We start from the raw sequence: 17,131 nt of genomic DNA, 5'->3' as shown, positions 1-17,131 counted from the left end.
CCGGTCAAGGCAGGCGTTCTCCTGAAGTCGGCGCGAACCTAAAGACCTTTGGCGAAGATGCAATCGCCGCGTGACACCGAACCCAAAGCGCCGAGTGGGGCATCGTGCCGCCACAAATCGGGCGCGATGAAGGGAGGACGTCACGCCTTCGCAGAGATCGACCCTTCCATGGCCTTGACCCAGTACCAGCGTCGCCGCCGGCATATCCTGGCCGCGATGATCGTCGCCGCCTTCGCCGCCCTCGTCACGGTTCAGTCGGCCTGGAACTACACCGGGCACGAGGCGGTCGAATCGATCGGCCTCGCGCTGATCCTCGCCGGCATCCTCGGCCGGATCTGGTGCACCTTCTATATCGGCGGGCGCAAGGCGGCTGAGATCGTCGACATCGGTCCCTACTCGATCAGCCGCAACCCGCTCTACGTCTTCTCCTCGATCGCCGCCGCCGGCGTGGGCGCCCAGACCGGCAGCATCATCCTGGCGCTCGTCTTCTTCGGCGGCGCCGTCGCCGCCTTCCACATGGTGATCCGCAAGGAGGAAGCCTTCCTCGCGGAGAAGTTCGGCGCGACCTACACGGACTATATTGCCAGGGTGCCGCGCTTCTGGCCGGCCTTCGGCCGCTTCCGCGACGCGCAGGCCGTGAGCGTGCCCCTGTCGCGCGTCTACACCACGCTTGCCGACGGGCTCGTCTTCCTGCTCGCCATCCCCGCCTTCGAACTCATCGAGGAGTTGCAGGAGACGGGTGCGATCATCGCCCAGGCCAGCCTCTACTGAGGCGGCCGGGAAACGCGGTGATGCAAGAAGGGTGGGAGGCTGGCACGGTGACCCGTGCCGGAACTCGTTGGGGCTGCTTCCTTCCGGACCTGACCCGGTTGGCGAGTGGCTCGTCCACCACCAACCTCCCGGCCGTACATATCGTCCGGTCGCGTGCTAAATGCAACCCGCGCCAACACAAAGCCCCACATCAGGATCGCCCATGCAGACCTTCACGCTCGACCCGCGACTTGCCGCCGACACGCTGCCCGTCGCGCGAATGCCCTCGAGCGAACTGCGCCTGATGAACGATCGGCGCTGGCCCTGGCTGATCCTCGTCCCCGCACAGGGCGGACTGGAGGAGCTGTTCGACCTGCCGGCCGCCGCACAAGCCGCTCTCAACGACGACACGATGCGCGTGGCGCAGGTCCTGAAGCGGATCACCGGGGCCCAGAAGATCAATGTCGGCGCCCTCGGCAACATCGTGCGCCAACTTCACGTCCATGTGGTTGCGCGCAGCGAGGGCGACGCCGGCTGGCCGGGCCCGGTTTGGGGACACGGCAAGGCCGAGCCTTATGATGCTCGAGACTTGCAGGCCATGACGGCGCGTCTGCGCGGCGCGATGGGAGCGGCTTCGTGAGCCGGGCTCTCGGCTTTACGGCCAACACGCTGATCCGACTTGCTGAGGAACGCGACGGCGACACGCTCGCGAAGGCGCTCGGCCATCCGGCGGCGCGCTTCTACCTCTCCGGCGAGGGACGCTTTCTCGCCCGGGGCGCCGAGGAAGCTCCCGAGCCGGCCTTCACGCTGGATGAGGCGCGCCGCTTGGGCGTAAACGAGACCGAGGCGACGCTGCTCGGCTGGACGCCGGGCTCGCACGAGCCACGCTTTGCAGCCGCGCTGCCGGGCGGCTTCGCGCCCGAAGAGGGCAGCCTTCTGGATCTGCGCACCCTTGGAATGCGCGGCCTTCTCTCGCCGGACATTGAGGGGCAGCTCGCCCAGGCGCTGCATTTTCTGAACTGGCATCACCGCACGCGCTTCTGCGGCGTTTGCGGCGGTCGTACGACGCCCGAACACGCCGGTTACCGGCGCCGCTGCCTCGAATGCGGAACGCACCACTTCCCGCGCACAGATCCCGTCGTCATCATGCTCGTGCGAGATGGCCAGGGCCGTGGGCTTCTCGGACGCCAGCATCATTTCGCGCCGGGCATGTGGTCGTGTCTGGCCGGCTTCCTCGAGCCCGGCGAGACGCTGGAGGATGCCGTGCGTCGGGAGACGCAAGAAGAGAGCGGCATCTCGGTCGGCGCCGTCGCCTATGTCGCCTCGCAGCCTTGGCCATTTCCCGGCTCGCTGATGATCGGCTGCGTCGGCGAGGCGCTGACCACCGACATTTCCGTTCAGGATTCGGAGCTGGAGGACTGCCGCTGGTTCGAGCCGGACGAGATGCGCGCGATGCTCTCGCGCAGCCATGCCGACGGTCTCTTCATGCCGCCGGACTACGCGATCGCCAACACGCTCATCCGACAGACCTGCGGTGGCTGAGCCTCGTCAGCCGGCCGGTGCCGCTTCCGGCTCGGACGGCGCCCTCAAGGCCGGCCGCCCTTCCGGATCGAGCTTCTGCTCGCGCTCGCGCGCCAGCCATCGTCCACCCTCCTCGTCGCGCAGGAAGGCGAGGAGCTTCTCGCGCAGGCGGCATTCGAGCTCCCACCCGATGGTCGGGTTGCGGGCGGAGGCCGTGAAGCGGACCGTGACGGCGTTCTCGTCCTGCCCTGTCACGTAGACCTGCGGCTCGCCCACGCGATCCCAGTCCTCGTCTCCCTCCACCATCTGACGAAAGACCTCACGGAGGCGCTCGATGTCAGCCGTTGGATCGAGACGAAGGATTATGGGCTTCGTCATGGCCGTGTTGCGTATCGACCAGTTCTCGAAGGGCGCGCTGACGAAGTGCAGCACCGGCACGACGAGCCGCCTTTTGTCCCAGATGCGGATAAGGACGTACGTATAGTTTATCTCTTCCACGTAGCCCCACTCGCCCTCGTAGACGACCGTGTCACCGATGCGGATCGGCTTGGCGATGGCGATCTGGAGGCTGGCGAGGATGTTGCCGAGGACGGCTTGCGCAGCAAAGCCGAAGATCAGCGAGACGACGCCGGCCGAGGCGAGAAGCGAGATGCCGAGCGTCTGCGACAGGTTGAGCTGAAAGACGACGACCGCAGCCCCGATCAGGAAGGCGACGAGGATGACGATGCGCCGGGCAACGGATATGTTGGTGTAGAGTTCGCGAGACTCGCTGTTCTCGTCCTCGTCGATTGAAGCGACGAAATTGGACGTGACGATATCGAGTATGGTGCCGATCACCCGCAGGACGACGAGCGCTCCTGCGATGACGAGGACGATGGTGATCAGCGCCGTGAGGGCCGAATTGGCCGGCCCCGAGAAGGTGAGGAACTGAGCGTTGCATAGTGCGATCAGCGAGGCGCCGGCAAACAACGCGACGGGCATCGCCGAATGGCAGACGATCTGCGGCAGCCAGCGCAGGCCCGGCCACCGCGTGAGACGGCCGCGCAACGCTTTGCCCACGCCTTCCACCGCGCGGTGAACGACGAAACCGACAAACGCAGCGAGCGCGGAGATCACCGGAATGGCGATGATCTGCCAGTAGGGCAGCGCCCAGAACGCTTCGGCGCGCAGCGATTGCGGCAGCATCTCTTCCAGCCGGCCCGGCCCGTAGAGCTCGTAGAGCGCTGGTGCGTAGGCAACCGTCCTGTCCGAGATCAGCCAGACCGGTTCCTCGTCTTCCACCTGATAGCGGTTGACGCGCAGTTCCACCGGCCGCTCTCGGGCATCAACCACGCCGATGCGCAGGGAGCGGCGGGGGACACCGACATTGGCGGCATCCGCCGATGCGAAGGCGTCAAGCGCGTCGGGCCTGTCCGGAAAGGTGTTCCAGTCGAGCCAGACTTTCCGGGTGAGAACTTCCTGAAGCTGGTTGGCGAGCACCGGCCCGCGCTCGCGCTGCTCCTCGTCGGACAGACGACCGAGATTGAGGAAGTGGGCGGCGCGCTCGTAGTCGCCGGCCTCGGCGCTTTCGAAGAAGCCTTCCAGCGTTGCCCGAGGCGTCGAGCGATCGAGTTCGCCAGCCGGCTCGAGCCCTCGATTGATCCAGGGGGCCGGAAACACTTCCGGCTCACCTTCCTGCGCAGAGGCCGCGACGCCAGCAAGGCAGACCGCGAGCAAAGCGAGGAGAAGCCGTTGGATATTGGGCATGCGCGCTCTCTCCAGCTATCTCAGCGCCGGGCGGACACTCGAGAGCGCCATCTGGAACGCGAGGATGTGAAGTCACGCCGACCGCTCAATTTCACGGACGGCCGTTCATGGAGGTGTAGACAGTTAAGCGGTTGTGAACGCGCGCCTGCCACATCCATGCACAGATTGCACAACAGACGTGCAAACTATGCCCTCCTATGGTGCAGCGGTCGCGCGTATATGAGGCGCATCGAAACGACCTTCACCGCTGGACAAAGACAATGATTTCCCGCCTCGCCTCCCACCTCCGCAACTATCGCGCCTACTCGCAGAGCGTTATGGCGCTGCGCGAGATGGACGACCGCATGCTCGCCGACATCGGCGTGATGCGTGGCGACATCGGCCGCGCCGTCCGTTCGGGCCGCCGCTGATTTTCTCCCGGCGGCTTCGGTCGCCGGACCAGGACGCAAAGACGAAAAAGGCCCCGCGATCGCGAGGCCTTTTTGCGTTTGGAGCCCGTCCTCAGGGGCGTTCGGGGGCGGCCGGATAGACGCCGAGGATCGTCAGGCGCTTGGTGAAGAAGGCGAGTTCCTCCAGCGCGTTGGCAAGCCCCGTATCATCGGGGTGCCCTTCCACATCTGCGTAGAACTGCGTGGCGGTGAACTGCCCGCCGAGCTGGTAACTTTCGAGTTTGGTCATGTTGACGCCGTTTGTGGCGAAACCGCCGAGCGCCTTGTAGAGCGCGGCCGGGATGTTGCGGACCTCAAAGACGAAAGTGGTGACGGTCAGGCCGTTGCCGGCGGACGCCCAGAGTTCCCGATCGTCCTCCCCGGCTCGCGACAGGACGACGAAGCGCGTCGTGTTGTGTTCGGCGTCTTCGACGTTCTCAGCGAGGATGTCGAGACCGTAGAGTTCGGCGGCCAGACGCGGCGCGAGCGCGGCTGCGTCGCGGCCCGGCAGTTCCGAGACCATGCGCGCCGCCCCTGCGGTGTCGCCCGCCACCACGGGCTTCCAGCCATTGGCGCGGATGATGCCGCGGCACTGGCCGAGCGCGTGGATGTGGCTGTGGACCTCGCGGATTTCGGACAGTTCGACGCCGCGCTTTCCCATGAGCTGGAAACGGATCGGCAGGAAGTATTCTGCGACGATGCGCAGCCCGCTCGGCGGCAGCAGATGGTGGACGTCCGCCACGCGCCCCGCCAGTGTGTTTTCGATCGGGATCATCGCAAGGTCGGCTTCGCCCTTGGTCAGCGCGGCGAAGGCGTCCTCGAAGGTCGCGCACGGTAGCGGCTGCATCTGCGGGTAGGCGTTGCGGCAGGCGGTGTCTGAATTGGCGCCGAACTCGCCCTGGAAGGAGATCCGGCCGGTCGGCCCCTTCAGCGGCGACAGGCGTCGCCGCGCCTCCTCGAGCTGCGCCATCGTGTCGACGCCGAGCGGCACGGTATCGACGATCGCCGCGTCGATGCGCATCCCCGCCTCCAGCGCGCGAAGCTGCTCGAGGCTTTCACGGCGCTCGAGCTGTGAGGGCGTGAGGGCGACGAACCGCTCGAGCGCCTCGCGACGATAGGCGTAGATGCCGATATGGTGGTAGAGCGGCCCGTCGCCCGAGGGCGCCGTGGCGCGGGTGAAATAGAGTGCGCGCAGGCGCTCCGGCGCGATCGGTGAGCCGACAAGTTTGACCACGGCGGGATCGTCCCGCTCGGCCTGCCGCGAGATCGGCACGGCAAGCGTCGCGATGTCGCACGCGGGCTCGGCCTCCAGAGCCTGCGCCACCGCACGGATCGCCGCGGGCTCGATCGTCGGCAGATCGCCCTGCAAATTCACGACGAAACGGATCTCGCCCGCCGGATCGAGCGCCTTCAGGGCCTCGAAGATGCGGTCGGAGCCCGATGGATGGTCGGCCGAGGTCAACACCGCCTCGAAGCCTGCCGCCTCGACGATGGCGAGGATCTCAGGCGAATCGGTCGCCACCGCCACACGGCCGATGCCCGCCTCGCGCGCCCGTTCGGCAACGTGGAGGATCATCGGACGGCCGGCGATCTCCGCCAGTGGCTTTCCGGGGAGACGCGTGGAGGCCATGCGGGCCGGGATCAGGACGAGCGTGTGCATATTTGCCGTTCCGCGGGCTGGGTGCCCGCTGCAGTTTACCGACGACATCGCATGGCGCGCGCTTGATCCGAGCGCCCGGCGATGCCAAGAACAATTCCAAACCGCCGGGGGGCGCGGTTGCGGTCGAGGGACCGCTTCGCGGCAACCGGAGGCCACCGATGCGGGGCTTATAGGTGTTGCCTTGAAAGGGCAAAACCCCTAGCTTCCGCGCGATTTTTGCCAAGCGTTTGTCGGCCTTTGAGCGCCGGCCGATGGGGAGCCGCTCCTTCCATGGATTCATTCGAGGCCAACAAGATCTTCGGCGCCCTGCTTGGCACCGTCTTCGTGCTGTTCGGGGGCAGCCTCCTGGCCGAGAGCATTTTTCATTCCGAAGTGCCCGAGCAGTTCGGCTACGCCATCGAGGCGCAGGAAGAGAGCGCCGGCGGAGCGGCCCCGGAAGTCGCCGCCGTGCCGATCGCCACGCTCCTGCAGACCGCGGACGCCGAGGCCGGCTCCACCGTCTTCCGCCGCTGCCAGTCCTGCCATTCCAACGAGGACGGCGCGCCGGCCGGCGTCGGCCCGCATCTGTGGGACGTCGTCAACCGCGAGATCGCGCACGATCCCGGCTTCTCCTATTCCGCGGCGATGACCGAGTTCGCCGAGGGCGGCTCGGTGGTCTGGGACTACGACCATCTCGACCACTTCCTGCGCAATCCGCGCCAGTACATCTCCGGCACTGCGATGGGCTTCGCCGGCATTTCCAACGATTCGGACCGCGCAAACCTGATCGCCTATCTGCGCACGCTCTCCAACGATCCGGCCCCGCTGCCCGAGCCGCCGGCAGAGGAAGCGGCAGCTCCGGCCGAGGGAGAGACGGACAGCGGGACGACGACGGACGCGGGCGCCCCGGCCGGCGACCAGCCGCAGGCTCCGGCCACGACGGACCCCGGTACGGGCGCGGCCCCCGCCTCGGAAGCTGCTCCCACCACGGGCGAAGCCACGGATGCGGACGCTGCCCAGCCGAGCGAAGCTGCTCCGGCCGAGGGCACAGCTCCCGCCGAGGAACCCCCGGCTCCGGCGGATGCGCCGGCCGAAGGCGCCGCGCCCGCTCAGGAAAGCGGCGAGAGCCAGCCGCAGGGCACGACGATCGTCCCGGCCCAGTAATCGGGCACCGAAAGATTGGAGAAGGCCCGGCAGCGATGCCGGGCCTTTTTGCTATGCACCACTGCGCGATCGCCGATGCGAGCGGTAGACATGGGCCGGGCGACCATTAAAACTCGGTCATGCGGCTTGGCCAGTCGAACGAAGGCCACAAAGCTCGGTGTTGCTGGCCATTGCGATGCGGCATTTCAGGAGATCGATTTGACAGGACCTTCGCGAGCCGGGCGCGTTCTCGCCCTCAACCTCGCCCTCGCCTGCGGCTTCGCCCTGCCGGCCGCCGCGCAGGATGCGCCGTCGGCTCCCGCAGCCAGCGCGCCCACCGAATCCGGTGATACGGGCGCAGCGCCCGCGAGCGAAGCGGCAATGGGCGAGTGGCATACGTCGTCCGGTCTGATCGAGCCCTCCCGATACGCTGACGACTTCACCCATTACGACTATGTGAACCCGGACGCGCCGAAGGGCGGCACCTGGAACTCCTCGGCGCCCGGCACCTACGACAGTTTCAACCCCTTCATCATCCGGGGAACGCCGGCGGCGGGCTTCGCCGCTTTCGGCGGCGGCATCGCCTATGACACGCTGATGGCGCAGGCGCCGGACGAACCGGGTGTCAGCCATGCGCTCATCGCCGAAGCCGTGCGCTATCCGTCCGACTATTCGTCGGTGTCGTTCCGGCTCGATCCGGACGCGCGCTTCCAGGACGGCGAGCCGATCACCGTCAACGACGTGATCTGGAGCTTCGAGACCGTCACGCGGCTCTATCCGCTCTACGCCAACTACTACCACAACGTGACGAGCGTGGAGGAAACAGGCGAGCGCGAGGTCACCTTCCGCTTCGACCAGACCGGCAACCGCGAACTGCCCAACATCATGGGCGACCTCGTGGTGCTTCCCCGGCACTACTGGGAAGCGGAGGGCCGCGATATCGAGGAGCCGACGCTGGAGGTGCCCGTTGGCTCCGGCCCCTATCGCGTCGCCAGCTTCAACCCCGGCTCGACGATCACCTGGGAGCGCGTGCCGGACTACTGGGCGGCCGACAAGGCGCCGCAGCGCGGCCGCTACAATTTCGACCGGATCAACTTTACCTATTTCCGCGACCAGAACGCCGCGTGGGAGGCTTTCAAACGCGGCGGCTATCAGGACTATCGCATCGAGAACCGCGCGCAGCTTTGGGCCGAGGGCTACAATTTTCCGGCCTTCACCGAAGGCCGCGTGAAGAAGGCCGAGCTCGAATCGGACGCCGTCTGGCCGATGCAGGCCTATGTGATCAACTCGCGGCGCGAGAAGTTCTCCGATCCGCGAGTGCGCAGGGCCTTCGTGCTCGCCTACAACTTTCAGGAGATGAACCGCACGTTGTTCTACGATCTGTACCAGCGGATCGACAGCTACTTCGACAATTCCGAACTTGCCGCGACGGGGCTGCCGGAAGGCGACGAATTGGCGCTGCTGGAGCCGCTTCGCGATGATCTGCCGCCCGAGCTCTTCACGCAGGAATACACGCTGCCGGACTATTCGCAGCCAAGCGCCGAACGCACCTATCTGCGCGAAGCCTTCGAGCTCCTGCAGGCGGCAGGCTGGGAGCGACGCGGCTCGCAACTCGTCAACGCGGCGGGCCAGCCCTTCACCGTGGAGTTCATGACTTCCGACCAGAACGCCTCGCGCGTGATGGAGCCTTTCGCCGCCTCGCTGCGGCGTCTCGGCATCGACGCGACGATCCGCGTCGTCGATCCCTCCCAGTACCTGGCGCTGACGGATTCCTTCGAGTTCGACATCGTCACCGACAGCTTCGCCCAGTCGCTCTCGCCCGGCAACGAGCAGCGCGACTTCTGGTCGAGCGCCGCGGCGAGCCAGAACGGCAGCCGCAACTCGCCGGGCGTTCGCAACGCGGCCGTCGACGCGCTGATCGAGAAGATCATCTACGCGCCGGACCGCGAGGCCCTCGTCGCCGCCACGCGCGCGCTCGACCGCACACTCCTTTGGAACAACTACGTGGTGCCGCAATTCACCAACGGCGCGATCTGGCTGGCCTATTGGGACAAGTTCGGCATGCCCGAGAACGGGCCGGCCTATAACGGCATCGACCCGTTCTCCTGGTGGATCCGCGCCGACGCGCCGGCGGAGGCGGCGCCCGAACCCGAGGGCCTGCCGGAAGGCGCGACGCCGCCGACAGAGAACGCCGTACCCGGCGGCGAGGACGCGGCGGCCGGCGGCCAATGAGGAGCGACCTCCTCCGCCTGACCCGCCGCCATTTCGGGCAACTCGTGATGGGGGCAGCGGCGAGCGCCGCCGTGCCACGCCTGTCTTTGGCGCAGGTGCCGGCCGACACGCCGCTGCACGGCATTTCGGCCTTCGGCGATTTGAAATACCCGGCCGATTACCCTCATTTCGACTATGCGGATCTCGACGCTCCGAAAGGCGGACGCCTCACGCTGACCGTTCCGAACTGGGCCTTCAATCAGTCTCCGCTCACCTTCGACACGCTCAACACCTTCGTCCTGCAGGGTAACGCACCGCCGCGGATCGAAGGGCTGTACGAATCCCTGATGACGAGTTCCCTCGATGAGCCGGACTCGCTCTACTGCGCGCTGGCCGAGACGTTGACCATGTCTGCCGGCGGCAACCGCTTCACCTTCGCACTGCGTCCGCAAGCACGTTTTTCGAACGGCGATCCGGTGCGCCCGCAGGACGTCGCCTTCACCTACCGAACCATCAAGGCGGAGGGGCACCCGAGCCTCTCCTACCTCATCGCCGAGGTTGAGGAGGTGACCGCGATCGACGAGCGGCAGGTGGAGATTCGCTTCTCGGGCACCCAGACCGTGCCGATGGTGCTGGCGGCCCTGATCCTGCCGATCCTGCCCGAAAGCTTCTTCGAGGGCCGCGAGTTCGCCCGAACCGGCATGGACGAGATCCCCGGTTCGGGCGCTTGGCGCGTCGGCCGCTACGAGGCCGGGCGCTTCATCGAATACGAGCGGCGCGAGGACTATTGGGGCGCCGAGATGCCCTTCGCGCGCGGGCTCGGCCATTTCCAGACGCTGCGGGTGGAGTTCTTCCGAGACCGCAACGCCGAACTGCAGGCCTTCAAGGCTGGCGTGACGACGTACCGCGAGGAGTTCACCACGCAGGCCTGGGCGACGGAATACGATTTTCCCGCTACGCGTGACGGACGCGTCCTGAGGCGCGAGATGCCGCAGGGCCGGCGCCCGCGCTTCCAGTGCTGGGCATTCAACCAACGCCGCGCGCAGTTCCAGGACGTGCGCGTGCGCCGCGCCCTGAACATGTGCTTCGACTTCGAGTGGACGAACGCCAACCTGATGTACGGCCTTCGGCAGCATTCGGACTCGCCCTTCGAGAACTCGGACTTCAAGGCCGAGGGCGCGCCATCGCCTGAGGAACTCGCGGTGATGGAGCCGCTGCGCGAGGCCCTTCCCGAGGAAGCCTTCGGCGAGGTCTGGGTGCAGCCGGTCACCGACGGTTCGGGCCGGGACCGCACGATCCTGCGGCAGGCTTCCGAGCTTCTCGCGCAGGCCGGCTGGACGCGCGGCGGGGGCGGGCTCGTCAACGAGGCGGGCGAAACGTTCAGGCTGGAGTATCTGGCGAGCGACCCTGAGCAGGTGCGCGTCTACTCGCGCATGATCGAGACGATGCGGCTGCTCGGCATCGACGCATCGATCCGTGTCGTCGATGCGGCCCAGTATCAGCTTCGCCAGACCAACTACGATTTCGACATGATCCTCGCCGCCTTCTCGCTCGGCAACACGCCGACGCGCGAGAGCCTTGCGATTTTCTTCGGATCGAGCTCGGCCGACAGGCCCGGGGCCTACAACTACCCCGGCATGGCCGACGAGGGTGTCGATGCGCTGATCCGGCTGGTCGACGACGCGAGGAGCCGTGAGGAACTGGTCACGCGCATGCGCTGCCTCGACCGCGTGCTTCGCGCCCGGCTCGACTGGGTGCCCAACATCACCGCCGGCGCGAAGTTCGTCGCGCACTGGAACATGTTCGGCTATCCCGAGACCGAACCACCCTACGACGCGCCTCCCGAAGCGCTGTGGTGGTTCGACGAGGACAAGGCCCGCGCCATCGGGCGCGGCTAACATAGCCGACGAAAGCCGACCGGAAGGAACGAAGGCCTTAGATGGGCGCCTATATCCTCAGACGACTTCTCCTGATGGTGCCCACCCTGTTCGGCATCCTCGCGATTTCCTTCATCCTCATCCAGTTCGCCCCCGGGGGCCCGGTGGAACAGGTGATCGCGCAGCTTCAGGGAACGGCCGGCGACAGGCTTGGCGGTGCGGGCGCCGACTTCCAGTCGGCCGGCGGCGAGAATTCGGGCTATCGCGGCGCGCAAGGGTTGGACCCCGCCTTCATCGCCCAGCTCGAGGCGCAGTTCGGCTTCGACAAGCCGCCGCTCGAACGCTTCGCCACGATGGTATGGGATTTCCTCCGCTTTGACTTCGGCGAGAGCTATTTCCGCTCCATCTCGGTGATCGACCTCATCATCGAGAAGCTGCCTGTCTCGATCTCGCTGGGCCTTTGGATCACGCTCCTTTCCTATGGTATTTCCATTCCGCTCGGCATCCGCAAGGCGCTGAAGGAAGGATCGAGCTTCGACACCTGGACGAGCGCGGTCATCATCGTCGCCTACGCGATCCCCGGCTTCCTCTTCGCGGTGCTCCTGATCGTCCTGTTCGCGGGCGGCTCCTTCCTGGACTGGTTCCCGCTGCGAGGCCTCACCTCGGACAACTGGGCGCAGCTTTCCTGGCCCGAGCGCATCGTGGACTATTTCTGGCACCTGACGCTGCCGCTGATCGCACTGGCGCTCTCGGCCTTCGCGACGACGACGCTTCTGACCAAGAACTCCTTCCTCGACGAGATCCGCAAGCAGTACGTGACGACGGCCCGCGCCAAGGGGCTGACCGAGAACCGCGTCCTCTACGGCCATGTCTTCCGAAACGCGATGCTCATCATCGTGGCGGGCTTTCCCGGCGCCTTCATCTCGGCCTTCTTCACCGGCTCGCTCCTCATCGAGACAATCTTCTCGCTCGACGGGCTGGGCCTTCTCGGCTTCGAGAGCATCTACCGCCGCGACTACCCCGTGGTCTTCGCAACGCTCTACATCTTCTCTCTGATCGGCCTCGTGACGACCCTCATCTCCGACCTCACCTACACCTGGATCGATCCGCGCATCGACTTCGAGCGGCGGGAGGTCTGACGATGGGCATCGCCAGCAGAAGTGCGAAGCGGTTTTGCGTCCGGCCGATGCGGCGGGAGCTGCGAGCATGAACGAGGTCAGGGAAGGCCAGCGGCCCGATCCGCAGCCGGCAGACAATCCGGGCGAGCCTGTAAAGCCCGGCGCGCTCGACGCGGCATCCACGGCCACCGAGCAGACCAGCGGCATCGCGCAGATGGCGCCGGCAATGCGCACGCGGCGCTCGCGCCTGTCGCCGCTCAATCAGCGACGCTGGCAGAATTTCAAGGCGAACCGACGCGGCTACTGGGCGCTCTGGATTTTCCTCGCGCTCTTCGTCGTCACGCTGTTCGCCGAGTTCGTGGCCAACGACCGGCCGATCCTCGTCCAGTATCAGGGCGAATATTATTACCCGACCTTCGTCGACTACCCGGAAGAGGTCTTCGGCGGCTTCCTGCCGGTGACGAACTATCGCGACCCCTTCGTGCAGGAGGAGATCGAGGCGAACGGCTGGGCGATCTGGCCGCCGATCCGCTATTCCTACCGCTCGGTGAACAACGAGATTCCCTCCCCGGCGCCCTCCCCGCCATCCTGGATGCTGGACCGCGAGGAGCGCTGCGCGCGCTACCCCGACGGCGCGAACGATCCGAACTGCTCCTTCGGCAACATGAACTGGCTGGGCACCGACGACCAGGCGCGGGACGTCCTCGCGAGGCTGATCTACGGTTTCCGCATCTCGGTCCTGTTCGGGCTGGTGCTCACCGCGGCCTCGGCCGTGATCGGAGTCGCGGCCGGCGCGGTACAGGGCTATTTCGGCGGCTGGGTGGACCTCACCTTCCAGCGTTTCATCGAAATCTGGTCATCGATCCCGGTCCTGTATCTCCTGCTCATCGTCGCCGCGATCCTGCCGCCGGGCTTCTGGATCCTTCTCGGCATCATGCTGCTGTTCTCCTGGGTGGCGTTCGTCGGCGTCGTGCGCGCCGAGTTCTTGCGCGCGCGCAACTTCGAATATGTCAACGCGGCGCGCGCCTTGGGCGTGAACGACTTCACCATCATCACGCGCCACCTTCTGCCGAACGCGATGGTGGCGACGCTGACCTTCCTCCCCTTCATCCTCAACGGCTCGATCACCACGCTGACTTCGCTCGACTTCCTCGGCTTCGGCCTGCCGCCCGGCTCCCCCTCGCTGGGCGAGCTCCTGGCGCAGGGCCGCAACAATCTTCAGGCGCCCTGGCTCGGCATCTCCGGCTTCGTGGTATTGTCATTGATGCTGTCGCTGCTCGTCTTCGTGGGCGAGGCCGTGCGCGACGCGTTCGACCCGAGAAAGAGCTTCCGGTGAACGAGATGAGCCACGACCACTCCCATCACGGCCATTCGCACGATCATTCGGGCGGCAGCAGGCGCAAGATCGGCATTGCGGCGGCGCTCACCGGCACGTTCATGCTGGCCGAAGCCGCCGGCGGACTGATTTCCGGCTCGCTCGCCCTTCTGGCCGATGCCGGCCACATGCTGGTCGATTTCGCTGGGCTCGCCCTCGCCTATCTCGCGATCACGCTCTCGACGCGGCCGGCGAACGCGCGGAACACCTTCGGACTCGCCCGCCTTCCGATCCTTGTCGCCTTCGGCAACGGCCTCGTCCTCTTCTTCATCGCCGCCGTCATCATGATCGAGGCGGCGAGGCGCCTTGCCCAGCCCGTAGAGGTGCTGGCCGGACCGATGCTGGCGATCGCGATCGGCGGGCTGCTCGTCAACATCATCGCCTTTCTCATCCTCCACGGCGGCGACAAGGAAGACCTGAACCTGCGCGGCGCCCTCCTTCACGTGATGGGGGATTTGCTGGGGTCCGTCGCGGCGATCGCCGCCTCGCTCATCATCATGGCGACCGGGTGGATGCCGATCGATCCGATCCTCTCGGTGCTCGTCTGCCTCATCATCCTGGGTAACGCCTGGCGGCTGGTGCGCGATTCCGGCCACATCCTGCTGGAGGGCGCACCCGAAGGCATCGACGCGGAGGCCGTGCGCCCGGCGCTCTCGTCGAAGGTGCCGGGGCTGGAGGACATCCACCATTTCCACGTCTGGACGCTGACGCCGAAGAGGCGCGCCGCGACGCTGCACGCGCGGGTCGCGGAGGGGGCCGACGAGATCGAGACGATCCGTGCCATCAAGGCCGTCCTGCGCGAGGAGTTCGCCGTCGCGCATACGACGGTGGAGGTGGAGCGCGGTGTCTGCGCCGACGAGGCGGACCACGCACACGGTCACGAGGGCCACGACCACGAAGGCCATGCAGAGCCCGCCTGCGGCACGCCCGTCTCGTCATCGCCGGCCGCCGGACGCGCGGCGCACACTCACAAGCACAGCCATTCGATGATCGGGCAGCCCGCATGAGCGAAATGCCGAGCGCAACGCCGCTCCTTTCGGTTCGCGACCTTTCCGTGTCTTTCCACCAGGGCGGGCGCACGAGCGAGGCGGTGAAGCGCGTCTCCTTCGACATCGCCAAGGGCGAGACAGTGGCGCTCGTCGGCGAGTCCGGCTCGGGCAAGAGCGTGACGGCGCTCTCCGTGCTGAAGCTCCTGCCCTACCCGGCCGCCAGCCATCCGAGCGGCGAGATCCGCATCGGCGGGATCGACCTGATGAAGGCTGACGACAAGGCGCTGCGCGGCGTTCGCGGCAACGAGATCTCGATGATCTTCCAGGAGCCGATGAGTTCGCTCAACCCGCTTCACACGATCGAGCGCCAGATCGGCGAGGTGCTCGAGGTCCATCGCGGCGTCGGCAAGCGCAAGGCGCGCGAGCGCACACTGGAACTCCTACACCAGGTCGGCATACGCGAACCGGAAAAGCGTCTCGGCTCCTTCCCGCACCAGCTCTCCGGCGGGCAGCGCCAGCGCGTGATGATCGCGATGGCGCTCGCAAACGAACCCAAACTCCTGATTGCCGATGAGCCGACGACTGCTCTCGACGTGACGGTGCAGGCGCAGATCCTAGCGCTTTTGAAGACGCTGCAGATCGAACGGCAGATGGGGCTTCTCTTCATCACCCACGACCTCGGCATCGTGCGCAAGATCGCCGACCGCGTCTGCGTGATGTTCAAGGGCGAGATCGTGGAGACCGGGCCGACGGCCGAGATCTTCGCGAACCCGCAGCACGCCTACACGAAACATCTTCTCGCCGCCGAGCCCAAGGGCCGGCCGCCGAAGGCCGACCCCACCGCCGCGCCCGTCATGGAAGGGCGTGACGTGCGCATCTGGTTCCCGGTGCGCACCGGCTTCCTGCGCCGCGTGACCGACCATGTGAAGGCGGTCGACGGCGTCGACATCACCGTGCGCGCCGGCCAGACGGTGGGCGTCGTCGGGGAATCGGGCTCGGGCAAGACGACGCTCGGCCTCGCGCTCACGCGCATGATCTCCTCCAAGGGCGAGATCGCATTCGAAGGCGCACGCATCGACGATCGCTCGTTCAAGGCGATGCGTCCCTACCGTGACCGCGTGCAGATCGTTTTCCAGGATCCCTACGGCTCTCTCTCGCCGCGCATGCCGGTCGCCGACATCGTTGCCGAAGGGCTCCTCGTTCATCAGCCGAAGCTCTCGGCGGGCGAGCGCGACGCGCGTGTCGTGGACGCGCTGCGCGAGGTCGGGCTCGACCCCGAGACGCGCTTCCGCTACCCGCACGAATTCTCGGGCGGCCAGCGCCAGCGGATCGCCATCGCCCGCGCGATGGTGCTGAACCCGCGCTTCGTGATGCTGGACGAGCCGACCTCGGCGCTCGACATGAGCGTGCAGGCGCAGGTGGTGGATCTCCTGCGCGACCTGCAGAAGAAGCACGACCTCGCCTATCTCTTCATCAGCCACGATCTGAAGGTGGTGCGCGCGCTCGCCAACGAAGTGATCGTGATGCGGGCCGGTGAGGTGGTGGAGCGCGGCCCGGCGGAGCAAATCTTTTCCGCACCGAAGACGGACTACACCAGGGCGTTGATGGCGGCGGCCTTCGACATCGAGGCCGCTCAGGACGGCGCGGTGGCATCGTGAGCGACGGCGCCTTGCCGGGCGATGCGCCGCTCGGCTTCGAGATCCTTGACAGCGAGCGGCTCGCGGACGGCTTCCGCGCGATGGACCGGCTGACGGTGCGCCACGCATCACTGGTGGGCGATGCACCGCTGACTGTGAAGCGCGAGATCACCCGCGCAAGGGACGCCGCCGTGGTCATCCCCTACGATCCGGCGCTCAATGCGATCGTGACGATCCGCCAGTTCCGTATCGGCGCGGCGCTTTCGACGAGGAACGCTGCGCCGTTGGAGCTGCCGGCGGGCCTCATCGACGAGGGCGAGAGCCCGCGGGAAGCCGCCTTGCGGGAGCTCACGGAGGAAACCGGCCTCACCGCACGCGCCGCCAACCAGGCCTTTTCTGTCCTGACGACGCCGGGCGTGACGGACGAGCGCATCTTTGTCTTCCTTGCCCTCGTCGATGCGTCCCATCTCGATGCCCGCGCAGGCCTTGCGGAGGAGCACGAGGAGATCGTGCCGCTTTCCTACGGCGTCGACGCGCTGATCGAGGCGTGCGACGCGGGCCGCATCGAGAACGGTTTCCTCTTCGCAAGCCTGCAATGGTTTGCCAGAAGAGGGAGGGAGGAAGCCGCAAGGCTTCGAGCATGACGAAGGGCAGGACGTGACGATACTTCTTTCGGTAACAGGCTTCGAACCGACGC

General features: G+C 66.6%; 14 protein-coding genes, 1 other RNA gene and 1 pseudogene. 12 read left to right on the top strand and 4 right to left on the bottom strand.

Annotated elements, in window-relative coordinates:
* Nucleotides 1–168 precede the first annotated feature (168 nt).
* Complete coding sequence (locus H1343_RS04410) at nucleotides 169–771, top strand: methyltransferase family protein (RefSeq protein WP_185984720.1); 603 nt, start codon at nucleotides 169–171, stop codon at nucleotides 769–771.
* Nucleotides 772–802: 31 nt separating this feature from the next.
* Here H1343_RS04410 and ffs read toward each other — a convergent pair.
* Nucleotides 803–900: signal recognition particle sRNA small type (gene ffs, locus H1343_RS04405), an RNA gene on the bottom strand.
* A gap of 73 nt (nucleotides 901–973) precedes the next feature.
* On the opposite strand from ffs, the gene H1343_RS04400 reads away from it, so the two are divergent.
* On the top strand, nucleotides 974–1,390 hold the full coding sequence (locus H1343_RS04400; protein WP_185984719.1) for an HIT family protein: 417 nt from the start codon (nucleotides 974–976) through the stop codon (nucleotides 1,388–1,390).
* Nucleotides 1,387–2,292 (top strand): NAD(+) diphosphatase, encoded by a 906-nt coding sequence (gene nudC / locus H1343_RS04395; RefSeq protein ID WP_185984718.1) that lies wholly within the window; start codon nucleotides 1,387–1,389, stop codon nucleotides 2,290–2,292. Before H1343_RS04400 ends, nudC begins: the two co-directional genes overlap by 4 nt.
* Nucleotides 2,293–2,298: 6 nt before the next feature.
* Here nudC and H1343_RS04390 read toward each other — a convergent pair whose 3' ends face one another.
* Nucleotides 2,299–4,017, bottom strand: coding sequence for a mechanosensitive ion channel family protein (locus H1343_RS04390; protein WP_185984717.1), 1,719 nt, complete (start codon nucleotides 4,015–4,017; stop codon nucleotides 2,299–2,301).
* Between the two features lie 260 nt (nucleotides 4,018–4,277).
* On the opposite strand from H1343_RS04390, the gene H1343_RS04385 reads away from it, so the two are divergent.
* Complete coding sequence (locus H1343_RS04385) at nucleotides 4,278–4,427, top strand: DUF1127 domain-containing protein (RefSeq protein ID WP_185984716.1); 150 nt, start codon at nucleotides 4,278–4,280, stop codon at nucleotides 4,425–4,427.
* 91 nt (nucleotides 4,428–4,518) lie between these two features.
* On the opposite strand, the gene H1343_RS16960 is transcribed toward H1343_RS04385, so the two are convergent.
* On the bottom strand, nucleotides 4,519–5,376 hold the full coding sequence (locus H1343_RS16960) for a prephenate dehydratase (RefSeq protein WP_246333539.1): 858 nt from the start codon (nucleotides 5,374–5,376) through the stop codon (nucleotides 4,519–4,521).
* A 63-nt stretch (nucleotides 5,377–5,439) separates the two neighbouring features.
* A pseudogene (locus H1343_RS16955) lies at nucleotides 5,440–6,075 on the bottom strand (3-deoxy-manno-octulosonate cytidylyltransferase); the annotation flags it as partial.
* A gap of 300 nt (nucleotides 6,076–6,375) precedes the next feature.
* Between H1343_RS16955 and H1343_RS04375 the strand changes: the two are divergent.
* The 8 genes from H1343_RS04375 to H1343_RS04340 all read left to right on the top strand — a co-directional run bounded on the left by H1343_RS04375 (nucleotide 6,376) and on the right by H1343_RS04340 (nucleotide 17,078).
* The gene (locus H1343_RS04375) at nucleotides 6,376–7,248 is read left to right on the top strand and encodes a c-type cytochrome (RefSeq protein WP_185984714.1); all 873 of its coding nucleotides are present in this window, start codon (nucleotides 6,376–6,378) and stop codon (nucleotides 7,246–7,248) included.
* Between the two features lie 198 nt (nucleotides 7,249–7,446).
* Nucleotides 7,447–9,459 carry an extracellular solute-binding protein gene (locus H1343_RS04370; protein ID WP_246333318.1) on the top strand — a complete coding sequence of 671 codons (2,013 nt, stop codon included), beginning with the start codon at nucleotides 7,447–7,449 and terminating at the stop codon, nucleotides 9,457–9,459.
* On the top strand, nucleotides 9,456–11,336 hold the full coding sequence (locus H1343_RS04365) for an extracellular solute-binding protein (protein WP_185984712.1): 1,881 nt from the start codon (nucleotides 9,456–9,458) through the stop codon (nucleotides 11,334–11,336). Before H1343_RS04370 ends, H1343_RS04365 begins: the two co-directional genes overlap by 4 nt.
* Before the next feature lie 41 nt (nucleotides 11,337–11,377).
* Nucleotides 11,378–12,454 carry a microcin C ABC transporter permease YejB gene (locus tag H1343_RS04360; RefSeq protein WP_185984711.1) on the top strand — a complete coding sequence of 359 codons (1,077 nt, stop codon included), beginning with the start codon at nucleotides 11,378–11,380 and terminating at the stop codon, nucleotides 12,452–12,454.
* Between the two features lie 193 nt (nucleotides 12,455–12,647).
* Entirely contained in the window at nucleotides 12,648–13,769 is a 1,122-nt protein-coding gene (locus H1343_RS04355) for an ABC transporter permease (protein WP_185985481.1), read from the top strand.
* Nucleotides 13,770–13,774: 5 nt separating this feature from the next.
* Complete coding sequence (locus H1343_RS04350; RefSeq protein WP_185985480.1) at nucleotides 13,775–14,815, top strand: cation diffusion facilitator family transporter; 1,041 nt, start codon at nucleotides 13,775–13,777, stop codon at nucleotides 14,813–14,815.
* Entirely contained in the window at nucleotides 14,812–16,455 is a 1,644-nt protein-coding gene (locus H1343_RS04345; RefSeq protein ID WP_425484628.1) for an ABC transporter ATP-binding protein, read from the top strand. The genes H1343_RS04350 and H1343_RS04345 overlap by 4 nt, the downstream gene beginning before the upstream one ends.
* Nucleotides 16,452–17,078: an NUDIX domain-containing protein gene (locus tag H1343_RS04340; RefSeq protein ID WP_281374728.1), complete on the top strand. Its 627-nt coding sequence runs from the start codon at nucleotides 16,452–16,454 to the stop codon at nucleotides 17,076–17,078. Before H1343_RS04345 ends, H1343_RS04340 begins: the two co-directional genes overlap by 4 nt.
* The last annotated feature ends 53 nt before the right edge of the window (nucleotides 17,079–17,131 follow it).

This window comes from Aureimonas mangrovi, from assembly GCF_014058705.1.
Lineage (GTDB): Bacteria > Pseudomonadota > Alphaproteobacteria > Rhizobiales > Rhizobiaceae > Aureimonas > Aureimonas mangrovi.
Note: the sequence above shows the minus strand (reverse complement) of the source record. Positions and strands in the feature narration are given on the sequence as shown.

What these genes read in the sequence shown, in the direction of transcription:
- H1343_RS04350 (WP_185985480.1), top strand. Translation starts at nt 13,775, where the DNA reads ATGAGCCACGACCACTCCCATCACGGCCATTCGCACGATCATTCGGGC.
- H1343_RS04400 (WP_185984719.1), top strand. Translation starts at nt 974, where the DNA reads ATGCAGACCTTCACGCTCGACCCGCGACTTGCCGCCGACACGCTGCCC.
- H1343_RS04360 (WP_185984711.1), top strand. Translation starts at nt 11,378, where the DNA reads ATGGGCGCCTATATCCTCAGACGACTTCTCCTGATGGTGCCCACCCTG.
- H1343_RS04410 (WP_185984720.1), top strand. Translation starts at nt 169, where the DNA reads ATGGCCTTGACCCAGTACCAGCGTCGCCGCCGGCATATCCTGGCCGCG.
- H1343_RS04345 (WP_425484628.1), top strand. Translation starts at nt 14,812, where the DNA reads ATGAGCGAAATGCCGAGCGCAACGCCGCTCCTTTCGGTTCGCGACCTT.
- H1343_RS04355 (WP_185985481.1), top strand. Translation starts at nt 12,648, where the DNA reads ATGGCGCCGGCAATGCGCACGCGGCGCTCGCGCCTGTCGCCGCTCAAT.
- H1343_RS04385 (WP_185984716.1), top strand. Translation starts at nt 4,278, where the DNA reads ATGATTTCCCGCCTCGCCTCCCACCTCCGCAACTATCGCGCCTACTCG.
- H1343_RS04375 (WP_185984714.1), top strand. Translation starts at nt 6,376, where the DNA reads ATGGATTCATTCGAGGCCAACAAGATCTTCGGCGCCCTGCTTGGCACC.
- H1343_RS04390 (WP_185984717.1), bottom strand. Translation starts at nt 4,017, where the DNA reads ATGCCCAATATCCAACGGCTTCTCCTCGCTTTGCTCGCGGTCTGCCTT.
- H1343_RS04365 (WP_185984712.1), top strand. Translation starts at nt 9,456, where the DNA reads ATGAGGAGCGACCTCCTCCGCCTGACCCGCCGCCATTTCGGGCAACTC.